The sequence below is a fragment of the Pseudomonas sp. SMN11 genome (genome assembly GCF_052041945.1).
Lineage (GTDB): Bacteria > Pseudomonadota > Gammaproteobacteria > Pseudomonadales > Pseudomonadaceae > Aquipseudomonas.
In genome coordinates, this window is record NZ_JBKGGW010000019.1 from 14,941 (window position 1) to 33,252 (window position 18,312).

Annotated in this window: 14 protein-coding genes; 5 read left to right on the plus strand and 9 right to left on the minus strand. The window is 63.2% G+C overall.

The window, feature by feature from the left end:
- Window positions 1-178: 178 nt before the first annotated feature.
- The 4 genes from ACLEJU_RS16685 to puuE are packed head-to-tail and all read right to left on the minus strand — an operon-like array spanning window position 179 to window position 3,550.
- The gene (locus ACLEJU_RS16685; RefSeq protein WP_435425050.1) at window positions 179-1,507 is read right to left on the minus strand and encodes a urate hydroxylase PuuD; all 1,329 of its coding nucleotides are present in this window, start codon (window positions 1,505-1,507) and stop codon (window positions 179-181) included.
- A gap of 45 nt (window positions 1,508-1,552) precedes the next feature.
- On the minus strand, window positions 1,553-2,056 hold the full coding sequence (locus ACLEJU_RS16690) for an ureidoglycolate lyase (RefSeq protein ID WP_054884133.1): 504 nt from the start codon (window positions 2,054-2,056) through the stop codon (window positions 1,553-1,555).
- Between the two features lie 52 nt (window positions 2,057-2,108).
- Entirely contained in the window at window positions 2,109-2,624 is a 516-nt protein-coding gene (uraD, locus tag ACLEJU_RS16695) for a 2-oxo-4-hydroxy-4-carboxy-5-ureidoimidazoline decarboxylase (protein ID WP_435425051.1), read from the minus strand.
- The gene (gene puuE, locus ACLEJU_RS16700; RefSeq protein WP_435425052.1) at window positions 2,624-3,550 is read right to left on the minus strand and encodes an allantoinase PuuE; all 927 of its coding nucleotides are present in this window, start codon (window positions 3,548-3,550) and stop codon (window positions 2,624-2,626) included. The genes uraD and puuE overlap by 1 nt, the downstream gene beginning before the upstream one ends.
- Before the next feature lie 376 nt (window positions 3,551-3,926).
- Here puuE and uraH point away from each other — a divergent pair, with 376 nt between their 5' ends.
- The gene (uraH, locus tag ACLEJU_RS16705) at window positions 3,927-4,280 is read left to right on the plus strand and encodes a hydroxyisourate hydrolase (RefSeq protein ID WP_435425053.1); all 354 of its coding nucleotides are present in this window, start codon (window positions 3,927-3,929) and stop codon (window positions 4,278-4,280) included.
- A gap of 161 nt (window positions 4,281-4,441) precedes the next feature.
- Here the strand turns inward: uraH and ACLEJU_RS16710 are convergent, their stop codons facing one another.
- Window positions 4,442-5,791 (minus strand): NCS2 family permease, encoded by a 1,350-nt coding sequence (locus ACLEJU_RS16710; RefSeq protein ID WP_435425054.1) that lies wholly within the window; start codon window positions 5,789-5,791, stop codon window positions 4,442-4,444.
- A gap of 284 nt (window positions 5,792-6,075) precedes the next feature.
- Between ACLEJU_RS16710 and ACLEJU_RS16715 the strand changes: the two genes are divergently transcribed.
- Both ACLEJU_RS16715 and aqpZ read left to right on the plus strand, forming a co-directional pair.
- Entirely contained in the window at window positions 6,076-6,831 is a 756-nt protein-coding gene (locus ACLEJU_RS16715; RefSeq protein ID WP_110636686.1) for a GntR family transcriptional regulator, read from the plus strand.
- Window positions 6,832-6,981: 150 nt separating this feature from the next.
- Window positions 6,982-7,680 carry an aquaporin Z gene (aqpZ, locus tag ACLEJU_RS16720; protein ID WP_435425055.1) on the plus strand — a complete coding sequence of 233 codons (699 nt, stop codon included), beginning with the start codon at window positions 6,982-6,984 and terminating at the stop codon, window positions 7,678-7,680.
- Here the strand turns inward: aqpZ and guaD are convergent.
- The 4 genes from guaD to xdhA all read right to left on the minus strand — a co-directional run bounded on the left by guaD (window position 7,677) and on the right by xdhA (window position 13,844).
- Entirely contained in the window at window positions 7,677-8,981 is a 1,305-nt protein-coding gene (guaD, locus tag ACLEJU_RS16725) for a guanine deaminase (protein ID WP_435425056.1), read from the minus strand. The two genes, aqpZ and guaD, sit on opposite strands and share 4 nt — an antisense overlap.
- 10 nt (window positions 8,982-8,991) lie before the next feature.
- Window positions 8,992-9,837 carry a xanthine dehydrogenase accessory protein XdhC gene (gene xdhC, locus ACLEJU_RS16730; RefSeq protein WP_435425057.1) on the minus strand — a complete coding sequence of 282 codons (846 nt, stop codon included), beginning with the start codon at window positions 9,835-9,837 and terminating at the stop codon, window positions 8,992-8,994.
- A 160-nt stretch (window positions 9,838-9,997) separates the two neighbouring features.
- The gene (xdhB, locus tag ACLEJU_RS16735; RefSeq protein WP_435425284.1) at window positions 9,998-12,397 is read right to left on the minus strand and encodes a xanthine dehydrogenase molybdopterin binding subunit; all 2,400 of its coding nucleotides are present in this window, start codon (window positions 12,395-12,397) and stop codon (window positions 9,998-10,000) included.
- Window positions 12,390-13,844: a xanthine dehydrogenase small subunit gene (xdhA, locus tag ACLEJU_RS16740; protein WP_435425285.1), complete on the minus strand. Its 1,455-nt coding sequence runs from the start codon at window positions 13,842-13,844 to the stop codon at window positions 12,390-12,392. Before xdhA ends, xdhB begins: the two co-directional genes overlap by 8 nt.
- Window positions 13,845-14,111: 267 nt before the next feature.
- Here xdhA and ACLEJU_RS16745 point away from each other — a divergent pair, with 267 nt between their 5' ends.
- Window positions 14,112-14,771: a GntR family transcriptional regulator gene (locus ACLEJU_RS16745; RefSeq protein WP_435425286.1), complete on the plus strand. Its 660-nt coding sequence runs from the start codon at window positions 14,112-14,114 to the stop codon at window positions 14,769-14,771.
- Between the two features lie 3 nt (window positions 14,772-14,774).
- Window positions 14,775-18,263, plus strand: a complete 3,489-nt coding sequence (smc, locus tag ACLEJU_RS16750) for a chromosome segregation protein SMC (RefSeq protein WP_435425287.1) — start codon at window positions 14,775-14,777, stop codon at window positions 18,261-18,263.
- Window positions 18,264-18,312 lie beyond the last annotated feature (49 nt).

Here is an 18,312-nt window from a genome sequence, read left to right on the forward strand (position 1 = left end):
AGCGCCAGTCGCATACGGCAGGCCCGGTGGTGGCAGCCTGGGGTTCCCGCATGCAGTCGAACGCTCGATGCTTGCTTGTTGCATGAATCTATAAGGGCGAGGCCGGGGTTGCCGGCCTCTTCGCGGCGCAAGGCCGCCCCCGCCCGGGCGCGCGGACGCCCAGGCAGGAGAGGGTGGATCAGTTGACCTGGGCGCCTTTGGCGATCCAGTCACCGACGAGCTTGCGCTCTTCGGCGGTCATCTGGGTGATGTTGCCCAGCGGCATGATCTGGCTGGCAACCGCTTGCGCCTGAATGCGTGCGGCCTGGGCCTGGATCTGCTGCGGGGTGTCGAACATCACGCCGGCAGGGGCTGCGCTGAACAGTGGGCTGGTCGGTTTCGACGAGTGGCACACGCTGCAGCGTTCCTGGATGACTTTGTGGATCTTGTCGAAGTCGCCACCGGCGGCCTGTGCGGTCGCTTGGGCCGGAGCCTCGGCTGGCGCGGCTGGGGCTTCGGCGGCCTTGGCGGCGTCCTCGGCGCGCAGTTCAGCAGCGGTCTTGCCACCGACGGCAGTGGCTGGCAGCGGCTGGTACTCGACCTTCGCTGCGGCCTGCTCAGGGCTGACGGCGATCGGCTTGGGGCCGGTGACGTAGGCCAGGCAGATCATCGCCAGGGCGCCAACCGGCAGGGTCCAGGCGTACTTGTTGCTGTCGTGGCGGGTGTTGAAGTAGTGGCGGATCAGTACCGCGGCTACTGCGATGCCAGCCAGGATCAGCCAGTTGTACTGGCTACCGTAGGTGCTCGGGAAGTGGTTGCTGATCATGATGAACAGCACCGGCAGGGTGAAGTAGTTGTTGTGACGCGAGCGCAGCAGGCCCTTGGCCGGCAGTACCGGGTCCGGGGTCTGGTTGTTCTCGATCGCCGCCACCAGCTGGCGCTGGGCCGGCATGATGATGCGGAACACGTTACCGACCATGATGGTGCCGATGATTGCACCGGTGTGCAGGTACGCACCACGGCCGCTGAACACCAGGCTGAAGCCGAAGCAGGCGGCAATGATGAGGACGAACAGCACGGCGCCGAGCAGGGCAGGGTGCTTGCCCAGCGGCGAGTCGCACAGGAAGTCGTAGATGAACCAGCCGGCGACCAGCGAACCGATACCGATGGCCACGCCTTCGGCACCGCTCAGGGTGCTGCCGGGTGCCAGCAGGTACAGGCTCGGGTTCCAGTAGAACACTACGCACAGCAGGGCGATACCGGACATCCAGGTGAAGTAGGCTTCCCATTTGAACCAGTGCAGGTTCTCGGGCATTTTCGGGGGTGCGAGCTTGTATTTCTCCAGGTGGTAGATACCACCGCCGTGAATCGCCCAGAGATCACCCGACAACCCATCGCGCGGGTTGCTTCGGTTCAGGTGGTTCTCCAGCCAGACGAAGTAGAACGATGCACCGATCCAGGCGACACCGGTGATCATGTGAACCCAGCGAATGCTCAGGTTCAGCCATTCGTGAAGGTGTGCTTCCACAGTATGTACCTCTGCCGATCACCGTGAACGATGACCGACCTTTTCTTATTGGTGGGGATTGAGGATCAGCATCTGTTCCTCGGTGAAGTAATGCTCATCGCAGTTGTTGCCAGAACCACTGCGATCAACCACCAGGAAGTCATCCCGCTTTTCGATCGTCAGCACCGGGTGGTGCCAGACGCCGCGATGGTAATTAACGCCCTGCCTGCCGTTACTACGGAAGGCACGGACCAAGCCTGATACAGGTGCATCGCCAACCGGCGCGACCACGATCAGAAAGGGGTTGCCGAGCAGCGGGATGAAAGCCTGGCTGCCCAGCGGATGGCGCTCCAGCATGCGCACGGTCAGCGGCATGTCCTGCGCGTCGGCGCGGAAGATGCTGATGATCGCCTTGTCTTCAGGCTCGGCGGTCTCGACCGTGGCGAGCTTGTGAAAACGCATGGTCGAGCCGTTGTTGATCATGAAGTGGTCGCTGCCATCGGTTTCGATCACGTCTCCGAATTCGGCGAAGGCTTCTTTGGTCAGGGGCTCGATCATCAGGGTGCGCATGCGGTTATCTCTTCTATTGTTCGTTTTTCTAAAATAAGGGTTCGGCTGTTGCTTACAGCTGCAGCAGGCGGAACAGGGCGATCAGATTGATCTGCGCCAGGGCTTCCTTGAATTCGGCATCGGTATCGTTGTGGATGCGTTTTTCGAAGGCGGCGAGGATCTGGTGCCGGTTGCTGCCCTTGACCGCCATGATGAACGGGAACTGGAACTTGGCCTTGTAGGCGTCGTTCAGTTCGGTGAACCGGGCGAACTCGTCGGCGGTGCACTCGTGGATGCCGGCGCCGGCCTGTTCGTTGGTGCTCGATTCGGTCAGCTCGCCCTGGATGGCGGCCTTGCCGGCCAGGTCCGGGTGAGCGTTGATCAGCGCGAGTTGGTCAGCGTGATTGGCGCTGAGCAGGATGTCGCTCATGCGCTGGTGCAGCGCCTCGATCTCGTCCAGTTCGCCCAGTTGGCCCAAGTCGTAGGCTTTTTCGGCGACCCACGGCGAGTGCTCGTAGATGTCGGCGAACACCTTGACGAAGGCGTCACGGTCCAGGGCGGATGGCTTGAGGGTCTTGAAGGCGGTCATCAGGCGTTCTCTTTCTTGTACGGGTGGGTGGCGTGCCAGTGGCGGGCGATGTCCACGCGACGGGCGAACCAGACCTGGTCGTGGCTCTTGGCGTAATCGACGAAGCGCTTGAGCGCGGCCAGGCGCGCCGGGCGGCCGACCAGGCGGCAGTGCAGGCCGATGGACAGCATTTTCGGCGCTTCGGCACCTTCGGCATAGAGCACGTCGAAGGCGTCTCTCAGGTACTGGAAGAACTGCTCGCCGCAGTTGAAACCCTGCACCTGGGTGAAGCGCATGTCGTTGGTGTCCAGGGTGTACGGGATCACCAGGTGCGGCTTGCCGGTCGGGTTGTTCGGTTCCCAGTAGGGCAGGTCGTCGTCATAGGTGTCGCTGTCATAGAGGAAGCCACCTTCCTCCATCACCAGGCGGCGGGTGTTCGGGCCGGTGCGGCCGGTGTACCAGCCCACTGGGCGTTCGCCGGTGAGTTCAGTGAGGATGCGGATGGCTTCGAGTATGTGCTCGCGCTCCTGGGCCTCGTCCATGTTCTGGTAGTCGATCCAGCGGTAGCCGTGGCTGCAGATCTCGTGGCCGGCTTCGGCCATGGCGCGGATCACATCGGGGTGGCGCTGGGCGGCCATGGCAACGGCGAAGATGGTGAGTGGAACGCCGCTGTCCTTGAACAGCTTGAGCAGGCGCCACACACCGGCGCGGCTGCCGTACTCGTACAGCGATTCCATGCTCATGTTGCGCGCACCCTGCAGAGGCTGGGCGGCTACCATCTCGGACAGGAAGGCTTCGGACTCTTTGTCACCGTGCAGGATGTTGCGTTCGCCGCCTTCCTCGTAGTTGAGGACGAAAGACAGCGCGATGCGAGCGTTGCCCGGCCATTGCGGGTGAGGAGGGTTGTTGCCGTAACCGATCAGGTCGCGAGGGTAGTCAGCGCTCACTGCAGTCTTCCTTCTTGTGTGTTGGTGCGGGGTGGGCGGGCCGCGTCGGGATGTCGCACCACCGGATGGGCTGATTGTATACAACTTCTGAAATCTTTTGTAAGCCTGTTTTTCCGCATTTCTTCCCTTTTGTCGCATGAGAATGCGTTGCAAGAAACCTGCCTGATTGGTCAGCTAATGGTGTAAGGCTCTGCACGGCGCCTGTATTTGCGACTGATGGCCGGTTTATCGGGGCTGCGACAGAAGGGATTAAAAAATTGTGTACAATCTGGCGATGAAATGTCTTAATGGCGTCATTCCCGCACATCGCAGGCCCTAAGCTGGGGCGTTGGCTGTGTAATTTTTGCCCATAGATTGAACAAGAGGCGACAAGCAGATGGGACGTTTGACCACACACGTACTGGATGCCGCGCATGGCTGCCCAGGCAGCTCGATCAAGGTCGAGCTGTACCGCGTCGAAGGCCAGCAGCTGGAGCTGGTGAACACTACCCTGACCAACAGCGATGGCCGCGTCGACGCGCCGCTGCTGCAGGGTGACGATTACCGTACCGGCGTCTACCAGCTGCAGTTCAGCGCTGGCGCCTATTACCGTGCCCGCGGCGTGCAGCTGCCGGACACGGCGTTTTTGGATGTTGTCGTGCTGCGCTTCGGCATCGATGAAAAGCAGGAGCACTACCACGTGCCGCTGCTGATCTCGCCGTACAGCTATTCGACCTATCGCGGAAGCTAGTTGGTCGCTAGAAGAATCTTCGTAGGTCCTTTGGCCCGCTCCCACACTGGCGGGCTTTTTTTCGTCTGCTGTTTTTGTAATGCCTGTCCCGCGAAAGGGTCGGTACAGGCTATAGAAATAAAGAAAGGGCGCCGAAGCGCCCTTGGTTGGTGCGGTGAGGGTCAGAGGAACACGAACTTGGCAATGAAGATCGCACACAGCACCCACAGGCTGGCGGAGATCTCCTTGTACTTGCCGGTCCCGGCCTTCAATGCCACATAGCTGATGAAGCCCAGAGCAATACCGTCGGCGACGGAGAAAGTCAGCGGCATCATGATCACCGTGACGATCGCCGGAATGCTGTCAGTCGCTTCATCCCAATGAATGTGCGCCATGCTGCCCATCATCAGCATTGCCACATAGATCAGCGCACCGGCAGTTGCGTAAGCCGGGATCATTCCAGCCAATGGCGCGAAGAACATCGCGGCGACGAACAAAATGCCCACCACCACTGCAGTCAGGCCAGTCCGGCCACCTGCGGCCACGCCGGCAGCACTTTCCACATAGCTGGTTACCGGTGGTACGCCCACCACGGCACCGAACACACTTGAAGCACTGTCCGCCTTCAACGCCCGCGACAGGTTCTCGATGCGGCCATCAGGCGCCACCAGATTGGCCCGCTGCGCCACGCCCATCAGCGTGCCGGCAGTGTCGAACATGTGCACGAACAGGAATGCCAGCACCACGCTGATCATGCTGACGTTGAACACGCCGGCCACATCCATGGCCATCCAGGTCGGTGCCAGGCTCGGTGGCATCGACATCACCCCGCCGAACTTGACCAGGCCCAGACCCCAGCCGGCCAGGGTGACACCGATGATGCTGATCAGGATCGCGCCGAACACGCGCTTGTAGCTGAGGATGGCGATCAGCAGGAAGCACAGCGCCGCCAGCAGCGGCCCTGGCTCATGCAGCGAGCCCAGCTTGATCAGGGTGGCCGGGCTGTCGACGATGATGCCGGCGGTCTTCAGGCCGATCAGTCCGAGGAACAATCCGACGCCGGCCCCCATGGCATGGCGCAAGCTCACCGGGATGCTGTTGAGCAGCCATTCGCGCACGCGTGACAAGGTCAGGAACATGAACAGCACGCCCGAGACGAACACCGCCCCCAGCGCCGTTTCCCAGTTGTAGCCCATGGTGCCGACCACGGTGTAGGTAAAGAAGGCATTCAGCCCCATGCCTGGCGCCAGGCCCACCGGCCAGTTGGCGTACAGGCCCATTAACAGGCAGCCCAGCGCGGCGGCGATGCAGGTGGCGACGAAGGCGGCACCATGGTCGATGCCGGCGTCGGCCATGATGTTCGGGTTGACGAAGATGATGTAGGCCATGGTGATGAAGGTGGTCACCCCGGCGATCAGTTCGGTTCTGACAGTGCTGCCGTGTTGCTTGAGTTTGAAAATCCGTTCCAGCCAACTCGTTTCGAGCGGTGGCGCGAGATCCAGCGTAGGGGCTTCGGATTTGCGGCTTTCCACAGCGAGTACTCCTCAAGTCTTTCTTGTTGTTGTTGGAGCCAGGGTCCTGAGCGATGCACTTGGTGGCTCCGCGAGGGAAGGCAGACGACTGACGCGTTTGTTGACTAACGGGTCAAGAAGTTGCTCGATGGATTATGCGTTTGTGTACAAAGAATGCAAATAATGTTTTATTTTTTGTGTGCACAATGCGTCGTATAACGGCTATATAGGTAAAACGCCCCCTGCGGAATCGCCTCAGCCTGTGTACAATGGCGCCATACTTTCTCTTCGTGCCTCGAGAGCCCATGAACGAACAGCTGCAACCTCTGAAAAAACCTGCGCGCACTGGCAAGGCCGGCCGCAGTGGTACCCAGGACGACATCGTCTACGCGCACATCTTCGAGGCGATCCTCGAGCAGCGATTGGCGCCGGGCACCAAGTTGAGCGAGGAAGCGCTGGGCGAGATCTTTGGCGTCAGCCGCACCATCATTCGCCGCGCGTTGTCGCGCCTGGCCCACGAAAGCGTGGTGCTGCTGCGGCCGAACCGCGGTGCCGTGGTGGCCAGCCCGACGGTGGAAGAGGCGCGTCAGGTATTCTTCTCGCGGCGCATGGTCGAGCGCGCCATCACCGAGTTGGCGGTGCAGCACGCGACGCTGGAGCAGCTCAACGAACTGCGCCAGATGGTGCGCGAGGAGCGCGACAGCTTCTCCCGGGGCGACCGTGGGGCCGGTATCCGCCTTTCCGGCGAGTTTCACCTCAAGCTGGCCGAAGCGGCTGGCAACGCCCCGCTGGTCAGCTTCCAGCGCAGCCTGGTGTCGCAGACTTCGCTGATCATTGCCCAATATGAAACTGGCACCCGCTCGCACTGCTCGTATGACGAGCACATGCAATTGATCGATGCCATCGAGGCGCGCGATGCCGAACAGGCGGTGAGCCTGATGATGCACCACATGGATCATATCGACAGTAAATTGAACCTGGACGAAGAGAGCGCCTCGGACGACCTGCATGCGGTGTTCTCGCACCTGCTGAAAAAGCCCAAGGTGTCGGCCAAGGGTTGATCGTTTGCCTGATGTGACCGAAGGGCTGCATGTGCAGCCCTTCGTCGTTACTGGCCATTAGCCGAACGTCTGCTAAATTCTTGTGAGCAAACCTTCATCAAGCAGTTGGGCTTGCGCATCCATTGCGTTCCACTACTTGAGGAAAGGTCGATGACCATGTCTCTGGGTACACGGATGGGGGCCGAGCTGGTCGGCACCTTCTGGTTGGTTCTTGGTGGTTGTGGCAGCGCCGTACTCGCAGCCAGTTCTCCCGTCGGCATCGGTGTGCTCGGTGTCGCCTTCGCCTTCGGTCTTACCGTACTGACCATGGCCTTCGCTATTGGTCATATCTCCGGCTGTCATCTCAACCCCGCCGTGTCGTTCGGGCTGGTGGTCGGTGGCCGCTTCCCGGCCAAAGAGCTGTTGCCTTATGTGATCGCCCAGGTGATCGGCGCCATCCTGGCCGCTGGCGTGATCTATCTCATCGCCAGTGGCAAGGCCGGTTTCGAGCTGTCCTCGGGCTTGGCGTCCAACGGCTACGCCGACCACTCGCCCGGCGGTTACACCCTGGGCGCAGGCTTTATCAGTGAAGTGGTGATGACCGCCATGTTCCTGGTGGTGATCATGGGCGCCACCGACGCCCGTGCCCCGGCAGGCTTCGCGCCGATTGCCATCGGCCTGGCCCTGACCCTGATCCACCTGATCTCGATCCCGGTGACCAATACCTCGGTCAACCCCGCGCGTAGCACGGGGCCGGCCTTGTTCGTCGGTGGCTGGGCTGTGCAGCAGCTGTGGCTGTTCTGGGTGGCTCCGCTGATCGGGGCTGCGATCGGCGGCGCGCTGTACCGGGCCCTTACGAAGGAGCCTTAGCGCTGGTGCACGCAACGCCCCGCGGCGTAGGTTTCGCGCACGGTGCGGTCGTCACCCAGGGTGGTTAGCACGAACAGGGTTTCTTCGATGCTGCTGGACTGCTGAATGCGGTAGTCCAGCAGCGGCGTGGCCTTGTAGTCGAGTACCACGAAGTCGGCATCGTTGCCCGGGCGCAGGCTGCCGATACGGTCGTCCAGGCGCAGTGCACGAGCGCCGCCGAGGGTAGCCAGGTACAGCGACTTGTACGGGTGCAGGCGCGCGCCTTGCAGCTGCATCACCTTGTAGGCCTCGTTCAGGGTGTTGAGCAGCGAGAAGCTGGTGCCGGCGCCGACGTCTGTGCCCAAGCCCACGTTGACCTCGAAGCGTTCGGCCTGGGGCAGGTTGAACAGGCCGCTGCCGAGGAACAGGTTGGAGGTCGGGCAGAAGGCCACGGCCGAGCCGGTTTCCGCCAGGCGCTGGCATTCGCTGTCGCACAGGTGCACGCCGTGGGCGAAAACCGAGCGCTCGCTAAGCAGCTCGAAGTGGTCGTAAACGTCCAGGTAGCCTTTCTGCTCGGGGAACAGCTCTTTCACCCAGTCGATTTCCTTGAGATTCTCGGACAGGTGGGTGTGCATGTACAGCCCTGGGAATTCCTTCAGCAGCTGACCGGCCAGGGCCAGTTGTTCCGGCGTGCTGGTCGGGGCGAAGCGTGGGGTCACGGCATAGTGCAGGCGACCCTTGCCGTGCCAGCGCTCGATCAACTGCTTGCTCTCTGTATAGCCGGACTCGGCGGTGTCGGTCAGGTAGTCCGGGGCGTTGCGGTCCATCATTACCTTGCCGGCAATCATCCGCAGGTCCAGGCGCTCGGCTTCTTCGAACAGGGCATTGACCGACTGCGGGTGCACGCTGCCGAACACCAGGGCGGTAGTGGTGCCGTTGCGCAGCAGTTCCTTGAGGAAGATCTTCGCCACCTTGTCGGCGTGATCCTTGTCGGCGAACTGTTTCTCGCAAGGGAAGGTGTAGGTATTCAGCCAGTCCAGCAGTTGTTCGCCGTAGGAACCGATCATGCCGGTCTGCGGGAAGTGGATGTGGGTATCGATGAAGCCAGGGGTGATCAGCGCGTCCTGGTAATGCACCACCTCGATGTCGGCCGCCAGTTTCGGCAGCAGTTCGCTGGCAGGGCCGACGGCGCTGATGCGGCCATCGTCGATCACCAGCAGGCCGTCCTCGAAGTACTCATGGGAAGCGTCCAGGCCTACTTCGGCCGGGTCGGCGATGCTGTGCAGAATGGAGGCACGGTAGGCTTTGCGGGTAACGGTCATAACACACTCGTCAAATGGCTTGGCTGCGCCGGGAGGGCGGCAGCAACTGGGCAATCGGGCCGGCGTTGGCGGCAGCGTCATGCTGGCCGAAGCAGGCGTTGTAGGTGGCAATGATTTCGCCGGCGATGGACACGGCAATCTCGATCGGTAGCTTGCCCTTGACCTCGGGCAGGCCCATCGGGCAGCGCATGCGCGCCAGCACGGCATCGTCGTAGCCGCGCTCGCGCAGGCGGTGCTCGAACTTGACCCGTTTGGTCTTCGAGCCGATCAGGCCGAACCAGGTGAAATCGTTGCGCTTGAGAATGGCGGCGGTCAGTTCCAGGTCGAGCTGGTGGTTGTGGGTCATGACGATGCAGTAGCTGCCTGGCGGCAGGTCCGCGATTTCGTCGACCGGCTCCTCACTGACGACCTTGCTCACCCCGTTGGGGATGTGTTCGGGGAATTCTTGTTCACGCGAGTCGATCCAGCGCACCCGGCAGGGCAACGCGGCGAGCAAGGGTACCAGAGCCCGGCCGACATGGCCCGCACCGAACACGGCGATGTGCGCCTGCACCGCAGCCATCGGCTCGAACAGCAGTACGGTGGCGCCGCCGCAGCACTGACCGAGGCTGGCACCGAGACTGAAACGCTCCAGGTGCGGGGTGTTGCGGTGTTCCTCGAGCATCCGCCGGGCGATGTGCAGGGCCTTGTATTCCAGGTGGCCGCCGCCGATGGTGTCGAACAGGCCGGTGGCGCTGACGACCATCTTCGAGCCAGCGTTGCGCGGGGTCGAACCGCGCTCCTCGATGATGGTCACCAGCACGCAGGCTTCGCCGCGGGACTGGTGGTCGGCGAGGGCGTTGATCCATTGGTGCATGATTCAACCTCTCTCAAGAGCGACACGGTCCCTGTAGGAGCGGCCTTGTGTCGCGAAAGGGCTGCGAAGCAGCCCCAGCTATCTTCATTGCTGCACAGATCCTGGGGCCGCTTCGCGACCCTTTCGCGACACAAGGCCGCTCCTACAGGGCCTTGCGTTGTCAGTGGGTGACGGTTTCCAGTTCCTGTACGGTCAGTTGCGCTGCAGCCACCGCCTTGCGCATCTGCTCGCACCCCCACAACACCCGCTCCGGTGTCGCCGGTGCATCCACCTGTGGCTGCACGCGGTAGTCGGCGATGCTGGCCACGGCGTCCTTGAGCGCACACCAGGCAGCGATGCCGAGCATGAACGGCGGCTCGCCCACGGCCTTGGAGTGGAACACGGTGTCTTCCGGGTTCTTGCGGTTCTCAACCAGCTTCACCCGCAGGTCCAGCGGCATGTCGGCCACCGCCGGGATCTTGTAGCTGGCCGGGCCGTTGGTCATCAGCTTGCCCTTGGCGTTCCACACCAGCTCTTCGGTGGTCAGCCAGCCCATGCCCTGGATGAAGCCGCCTTCGACCTGGCCAATGTCGATGGCCGGGTTCAGCGAATCGCCCACGTCGTGCAGGATGTCGGCGCGCAGCATCTTGTACTCGCCGGTCAGAGTGTCGACGATCACTTCCACGCAGGCAGCGCCGAAGGCGAAGTAGTAGAACGGCCGGCCGCGCGCCTGGCTGCGGTCGTAGTAGATCTTTGGCGTGCGGTAGAAGCCGGTGGTCGACAGCGACACCTGGGCGAAATAGGCCTGCTGCACCAGTTGCTCGAAGCTGACGATCTGGTCCCGCACGCGCACGTGGCCGTTGCGGAACTCGACGTCTTCCTCGGTCACCTGGTAGTGCCGTGCAGCAAACTCGGTGAGGCGTTTCTTGAGGATCTCGGCGGCGTTCTGGGCGGCCTTGCCGTTCAGGTCGGCGCCACTCGAAGCGGCGGTCGGCGAGGTATTGGGCACCTTGTCGGTATTGGTGGCGGTGATCTGGATGCGGCTGAAGTCGACCTGGAACACCTGCGCCACCACCTGTGCCACCTTGGTGTTCAGGCCCTGGCCCATCTCGGTGCCGCCGTGGTTCAGGTGAATGCTGCCGTCGGTGTAGATGTGGATCAGTGCACCGGCCTGGTTGAGGAAGGTGGCGGTGAACGAGATACCGAACTTGACCGGGGTCAGCGCCAGGCCCTTCTTCAGCACCGGGCTGTTGGCGTTGAAGCGGCGGATCGACTCGCGGCGCTCGGCGTAGTCGCTGCTGGCTTCCAGTTCGACGGTCATTTCCTCGAGCATGTTGTGCTCGACGGTCTGGTAGTAGTGGGTGACGTTGCGCTCGGTCTTGCCGTAATAGTTGGCCTTGCGCACGGCCAACGGGTCGCGGCCCAGGTGGCGGGCGATGTGGTCCATCACCTGTTCGATGGCGACCATCCCCTGCGGGCCGCCGAAGCCGCGGTAGGCGGTGTTGGAGGCGGTGTTGGTCTTGCAGCGGTGGCCATGCACGGTGGCATCGCCCAGGTAATAGGCGTTGTCGGAGTGGAACATGGCGCGGTCGACGATCGAGCCGGACAGGTCGGGCGAGTAGCCGCAGTTGCCAGCCAGGTCGAGGTTGATGCCGTGCAGGCGCCCGTCGTCGTCGAAGCCGACGTCGTACTCCACATAGAACGGGTGGCGCTTGCCGGTCATTGTCATGTCTTCGACCCGCGGCAGGCGCATCTTGGTTGGCTGGCCGGTCAGGCGCGCGATCACCGCGCACAGGCAGGCAGGGCTTGCCGCCTGGGTTTCCTTGCCGCCGAAGCCGCCGCCCATGCGGCGCATGTCCAGTACCACCTTGTTCATCGGCACGTCGAGCACTTCGGCGACCAGCTTCTGCACTTCGGTGGGGTTCTGCGTGGAGCAGTAGACGATCATGCCGCCGTCCTCGGTGGGCATCACCGAAGAGATCTGGGTTTCTAGGTAGAAGTGCTCCTGGCCGCCGATGTGCAGGGTGCCTTGCAGGCGGTGCGGGGCGCTGGCCAGGGCGGCGGCCGAGTCGCCGCGCTGGTGGGTGTGGCTGTCGAGCACAAAGTGCTTCTTGCGCAAGGCATCGACCACATCCAGCACCGGCTCCAGGTCTTCGTACTCGACGATGGCAGCCATGGCGGCACGGCGTGCGGTATCCAGGTCGCGGGCCGCCACCGCGAGCACCGGCTGGCCGAAGAACTCGACCTTGTCGATGGCCAGCAGCGGGTCACCAGCGACCACCGGGCCGATGTCCTTCAGGCCCGGGATGTCTTCGTGGGTGATGGCGATGCGCACGCCTTCGAAGGCGTAGCAGGGCGTGGTGTCGATGCGCAGGATGCGCGCATGGGCACGGTCTGCGGTGCGTGCATACACATGCAGCTGGTTGGGGAATTCCAGGCGGTCGTCGATGTACAGCGCTTCGCCCGACACATGCTTGTCGGCGCTGTCGTGCTTGACGCTGCGGCCGACCCCGGTGGTCAGGTCCTGGCTGAACAGTTCGGCCATCTCGGCTTGGCTCTTGGCTACGTGATGGTTAGACATAGTCGGTCACCCGGGTCTCGATGTAGGGCGTTTGCTGTTCGATGAAGTACTTGCGCAGCAGGTTTTGCGCGATCAGCAGGCGGTATTCCTTGCTGGCGCGGAAGTCGCTGAGCGGGGTGAAGTCCTCGGCCAGGGCCTGGCAGGCGCGTTCGATGCTGGCCTGGTTCCACGGCTTGCCGCGCAAGGCGGCTTCACAGGCGCGGGCGCGTTTCGGGATGGCCGCCATGCCGCCGAAGGCAATGCGTACACCGCTGACCACACCGTCTTCGATGCTCAGGTTGAAGGCGCCGCACACGGCGGAGATATCGTCGTCCAGGCGTTTGGACACTTTATAGGCACGGAAGGCCCAGTCGTTGCTGGCGCGTGGCACGATGATTTTCTCGATGAACTCGCTGTCCTGGCGGGCCGTGATGCGGTAATCGATGAAGTAGTCTTCCAGCGGCATGACCCGCTGGCGCTCGCCCTGGCGCAGCACCACCTGCGCATCCAGGGCGATCAGCAGGGGTGGCGAGTCGCCGATCGGCGAGGCGTTGCCGATGTTGCCGCCGAGGGTGCCCTGGTTGCGAATCTGCAGCGAGGCGAAGCGGTGCAGCAGGTCGCCGAAGTCCGGGTATTCCTCGTTGAGTGCGCCGTAGCAGTCGGTGAGCGGGGTGGCGGCGCCGATTTCCAGGTGGCTGGCGGTCTTGTCGATGCGCTTGAGTTCGGCGACGTGGCCGACGTAGATCATCACCGGCAGGGTCTTGTGGAACTGGGTGACCTCCAGCGCCAGGTCGGTACCGCCGGCCAGAAGGCGGGCTTCAGGGTGCGAGCTGTACAGGTCGGCCAGGTCGGCCACGGTCAGTGGCACCAGGCAACGCTTGTCGCCACTGTTGAGCTCGCCGGTCTGGGTCGGGGCGATGGCCTTGAGGCGGGCGATGGTCTGCCCCTGCTGGGCGTCGAACTGGTCGCGGCAGGGCAGGCGGCAGCTTTGCTCGGCGGCGTCGAGGATCGGGCGGTAACCGGTGCAGCGGCACAGGTTGCCGGCCAGGGCTTCCTGGGCCTGATGCAGGTCGGCACCCTGGCTGTTCTTCTGCAGGGCGAACAGCGACATGACGAAACCGGGGGTGCAGAAGCCGCATTGCGAGCCATGGCAATCGGCCATGGCCTGTTGCACGCTGTGCAGTTGGCCGTTGTGCTTGAGGCCTTCGACGCTGATCAGTTGCTTGCCGTGCAAGGAAGAAACGAACGTCAGGCAGGAGTTCAGGCTGCGGTAGCGCAGGCTGTCCTCGCCCTGTTCATCCTGCACAAGCTCGCCGACCACCACGGTGCAGGCGCCGCAGTCGCCACTGGCGCAGCCTTCCTTGGTGCCGGGTTTGCCCAGGTGCTCACGCAGGTACTGCAGCACCGTCATGTTCGGGTCCAGGGCATGCTCACTATGCAGCTCCTGGTTGACGAGAAACTGGATCACGGGGATGGCCTCGCAATGGTTTTATTGTTGTTGGGCGGACAATAAGCAGACCTGTCGCAGTGGTCAATATTTTTCTGACTCAAAGGTCAGGAAATTGCGTATGTCGACGTCCAGCCGAACACAGTGCCCCTATCACAAGCATAGATCGCGCCGGGTGGCTGGCTGCCTGGCGGGTCAAATAAAGCGCCATGCCCCTCTGCGCGTGGGCTGGGCAAGTGCGCTACAATCGCTCCCTTGTGCCCAGTTCAATGATTTTGAAGGAAAACCATGACGTTCAAGGCGCCGGACAGCCTCTCCGAGCAGATTGCCGACTACCTGGCCGAACGCATCATTCGCGGCGAGCTTGCGCCCGGTGAGCGGATCCAGGAGCAGAAGGTCACCCAGGCCCTCAGCGTCAGCCGCGGCTCGGTGCGCGAAGCGCTGTTGATCCTCGAACGTCGCCATCTGATCGCGATCCTGCCGCGACGTGGTGCCCATGTCACCGAACTGGACGAGCGCAGCGTGCGCAGCCTGTGCACCCTGATGGGCGAGTTCTACATCCTGCTCGGCAACGCCGTTGCCCAGAAATGGCGCCTGGACACCGACCTGAGCCCGTTCCTGGACATCCAGCAGCGCTTGCAGCAGGCACGCGATCATCAGGACATCAAGGTGTTCGTCGCCGAGAGCTTCGCAGTGATGCGCGCTGCCTACCCCTTCGCCGACAACCCTTATCTGCAGGAAACCGTGGAAAACCTGCAGCCGGCCATGAGTCGCGCCTACTACCTGGCGCTGGATCAGCGCCAGGCCAACATGGACGACTACCTCGACCTGTTCGCCCGCCTGCTCGAAGCCGTGGTTGCCCGTGACCTGTCGCGCATCCGCGAGGTGCTCACCGCCTATGGCCAGCGCAGCTGCGAACTGGTGCTGGCGGCGCTGGCCCGGGGCTGACCGATGCGCCTGAAGTGCATTCGCCTGGCCGGGTTCAAGTCGTTCGTCGACCCGACCACGGTCAACTTCCCCAGCAACATGGCGGCGGTGGTAGGCCCCAACGGCTGCGGCAAGTCCAACATCATCGACGCGGTGCGCTGGGTGATGGGCGAAAGTTCGGCGAAGAACCTGCGCGGCGAGTCGATGACCGACGTCATCTTCAACGGCTCCACCAGCCGCAAGCCGGTGAGCCAGGCCAGCATCGAGCTGGTGTTCGACAACAGCGAAACCACCTTGCTGGGTGAATACGCCGCGTATGCCGAGATTTCCATCCGCCGCAAGGTCACCCGCGACGGGCAGAACAGCTATTACCTGAACGGCACCAAATGCCGCCGTCGGGACATCACCGACATCTTCCTCGGCACTGGCCTGGGCCCGCGCAGCTACTCGATCATCGAGCAGGGCATGATTTCCAAGCTGATCGAGGCCAAGCCCGAAGAGTTGCGCAACTTCATCGAAGAGGCGGCCGGCATCTCCAAGTACAAGGAGCGCCGCCGCGAGACCGAGAGTCGCATCCGTCGCACCCAGGAGAACCTGGCGCGGCTGACCGACCTGCGCGAAGAGCTGGAGCGCCAGCTCGAACGCCTGCACCGCCAGGCTCAGGCCGCTGAGAAGTATCGCGAATACAAGGCCCAGGAACGCCAGCTCAAGGCGCGCCTGTCGGCGTTGCGCTGGCGCGACCTGGACGAGCGTGTGCGCCAGCGCGAGACGGCGATCGGCGATCAGGATATCGCCCATGAAGCGCTGGTTGCCGAGCAGCGCAATGCCGATGCCAGCATCGAGCGCTTGCGCGATGGCCACCATGAACTGTCCGAGCGCTTCAACCAGGTGCAGGGCCGCTTCTATTCGGTGGCCGGTGATATCGCCCGGGTCGAGCAGAGCATCCAGCACGGGCAGCAGCGCCTGCGCCAGTTGCAGGACGATTTCAAGGAAGCCGAGCGCACCCGTCAGGAAACCGAATCGCATCTGGGCCATGATCGCACCCTGCTGGCCACCCTGGGTGAAGAGCTGGCCACGCTCGAGCCCGAGCAGGAACTGACCCTGGCCGCCGCCGAAGAGGCTGCCGCCACCCTCGAAGAGGCCGAGCTGGGCATGCACGGCTGGCAGGAGCAGTGGGACCGCTTCAATACCCGCTCTGCCGAGCCACGGCGCCAGGCCGAAGTGCAGCAAGCGCGCCTGCAGCAGCTGGAAACCAGCCTGGAGCGTCTGGCCGAACGACAGCGCAAACTGGTCGAGGAAGGCGAGCAGCTGGGGGTGGAGCCACAGGATGCCACTCTGCTCGATCTCTCCGAGCAACTGGCCAGCAGCGAGATGCTGCTTGAAGAGTTGCAATTGTCGGAGGAGCAGCTGGTCGAGCGCCTGGAAAGCGTGCGCGAGCAACTGCAGCAAGCCACCCATGCCCAACAGGAGCAGCAGGGTGACCTGCAGCGCCTCGGCGGCCGCCTGGCCTCGCTGGAGGCACTACAGCAGGCTGCGCTGGAGCCGGGCGTCGGCGCCGCCGACTGGTTGCGCGAGCAGGGCCTGGAGCAGCGCCCGCGCCTGGCTGAGGGCCTGCGCGTGGAGCCGGGGTGGGAGCTGGCGGTGGAAACCGTGCTCGGTGCCGATTTGCAGGCCGTGCTGCTGGATGATTTTGCCGGGCTGGACTTCAGCGGCCTGGAGCAGGGCGAGCTACGCCTGTTGCTGACGGCTGGCGACATCGAGCGTCAGCCCGGCAGCCTGCTCGACAAGGTCGAAGGGCACATCGATCTGGCCCCGTGGCTGGGCCGAGTGCAGCCGGTCGAAGACCTTGCCGAGGCCCTGGCACGGCGCGCCGAATTGGCTGAAGGGCAGAGCCTGGTCAGCCGGGATGGCTACTGGGTTGGCCGCCATTTCCTGCGCGTCAGCCGGGGTGGCGAGGCCCAAGGCGGCGTGCTGGCCCGTGGTCAGGAAATCGAACGCCTGGGTCAGGAACAGCTCGAGTTTGAAGCCGCGCTGGAGCAGGTGGAGCAGCAGCTTCAGGCAACCCGCGAGCAGCAGCTGGAGCTGGAGGAGCAGCGCGAGCAGCTGCGCCGCCGCACGCAGGATGAAAACCGCCAGCACGGCGAGCTCAAGGCCAACCTCTCTGCCGGCCGCGCCCGTGCCGAGCAAGTGGAGCTGCGCCGGCGCCGCCTGCAGGAAGAACTGACCGAGCTTCAGGAGCAGCGTGCTCTGGAGCAGGAGCAACTGGGCGAGGCTCGCCTGGTGCTGCAGGAGGCGTTGGACCTGATGGCCCAGGACACCGAGCAGCGCGAACAGCTGATGGCGCGCCGCGACACCCTGCGCGAAGCTCTCGATCGCATCCGCCAGGAAGCCCGCCAGCACAAGGACCACGCCCACCAGTTGGCCGTGCGCCTGGGTTCGCTGCGTGCGCAGCACGACTCCACCCGCCAGGCCCTGGAGCGCCTGGAGCAGCAGGCCGCACGCCTGAGCGAGCGCCAGGAGCAGCTGAGCCTGAACCTCGAGGAAGGTGAGGCGCCGCTCGAAGAGCTGCGCCTGAAGCTCGAAGAGTTGCTGGAGCGGCGCATGAGCGTCGATGAGGAAATGCGCCTGGCGCGCCTGCACATGGATGAAGCCGACCGCGCGCTGCGCGATGCCGAAAAGCGCCGCACCCAGGCCGAGCAGCAAGCCCAGTTGCTGCGTGGCCAGCTGGAGCAGATGCGCCTGGAAAACCAGGGCCTGGACATCCGCCGCAAGACCTTGCAGGAACAACTTCTGGCCGACGGCTACGATTTGCAGGGCGTGCTTGCCACCGTCGAGGCCGATGCCAGCGAGCAGAGTACCGAGCAGGACCTGGAGCAGGTCGAAGGCCGCATCCAGCGCCTGGGTGCGATCAACCTGGCGGCCATCGAGGAGTACGAACAGCAGTCCGAACGCAAGCGTTACCTCGACGCCCAGGACGCTGACCTGGTCGAAGCTCTGGACACTCTGGAAAACGTCATCCGCAAGATCGACAAGGAAACCCGCAACCGCTTCAAGGATACCTTTGATCAGATAAATGCCGGATTACAGGCACTTTTTCCAAAAGTTTTCGGTGGCGGCAGCGCTTATCTGGAACTGACGGGCGAAGATCTACTCGATACAGGGGTGACGATCATGGCGCGTCCGCCGGGCAAGAAGAACAGCACCATCCATTTGCTGTCCGGCGGCGAGAAGGCACTGACCGCATTGGCGCTGGTGTTTGCCATCTTCAAGTTGAACCCCGCACCGTTCTGCATGCTCGACGAGGTCGATGCGCCGCTGGACGATGCCAACGTCGGGCGGTACGCCCGGCTGGTCAAGGAAATGAGTGAAAGCGTGCAGTTCATCTACATCACCCATAACAAGATTGCCATGGAGATGGCGGATCAATTGATGGGGGTGACCATGCACGAGCCCGGTTGCTCACGTCTTGTTGCAGTTGATGTGGAGGAGGCCCTGGCCATGGTAGACGCCTGATGAGCGAAGATAGGGCGAAAACTGTAGGCAAATGCCCCTGTCATGTGCG

Bases quoted from the DNA above. Each gene is read 5' to 3' on its own strand.
- uraD (WP_435425051.1), bottom strand. From the start codon at position 2,624: ATGACCGCCTTCAAGACCCTCAAGCCATCCGCCCTGGACCGTGACGCC.
- uraH (WP_435425053.1), top strand. From the start codon at position 3,927: ATGGGACGTTTGACCACACACGTACTGGATGCCGCGCATGGCTGCCCA.
- smc (WP_435425287.1), top strand. From the start codon at position 14,775: ATGCGCCTGAAGTGCATTCGCCTGGCCGGGTTCAAGTCGTTCGTCGAC.
- xdhC (WP_435425057.1), bottom strand. From the start codon at position 9,837: ATGCACCAATGGATCAACGCCCTCGCCGACCACCAGTCCCGCGGCGAA.
- ACLEJU_RS16715 (WP_110636686.1), top strand. From the start codon at position 6,076: ATGAACGAACAGCTGCAACCTCTGAAAAAACCTGCGCGCACTGGCAAG.
- ACLEJU_RS16745 (WP_435425286.1), top strand. From the start codon at position 14,112: ATGACGTTCAAGGCGCCGGACAGCCTCTCCGAGCAGATTGCCGACTAC.
- guaD (WP_435425056.1), bottom strand. From the start codon at position 8,981: ATGACCGTTACCCGCAAAGCCTACCGTGCCTCCATTCTGCACAGCATC.
- aqpZ (WP_435425055.1), top strand. From the start codon at position 6,982: ATGACCATGTCTCTGGGTACACGGATGGGGGCCGAGCTGGTCGGCACC.
- xdhB (WP_435425284.1), bottom strand. From the start codon at position 12,397: ATGTCTAACCATCACGTAGCCAAGAGCCAAGCCGAGATGGCCGAACTG.
- ACLEJU_RS16690 (WP_054884133.1), bottom strand. From the start codon at position 2,056: ATGCGCACCCTGATGATCGAGCCCCTGACCAAAGAAGCCTTCGCCGAA.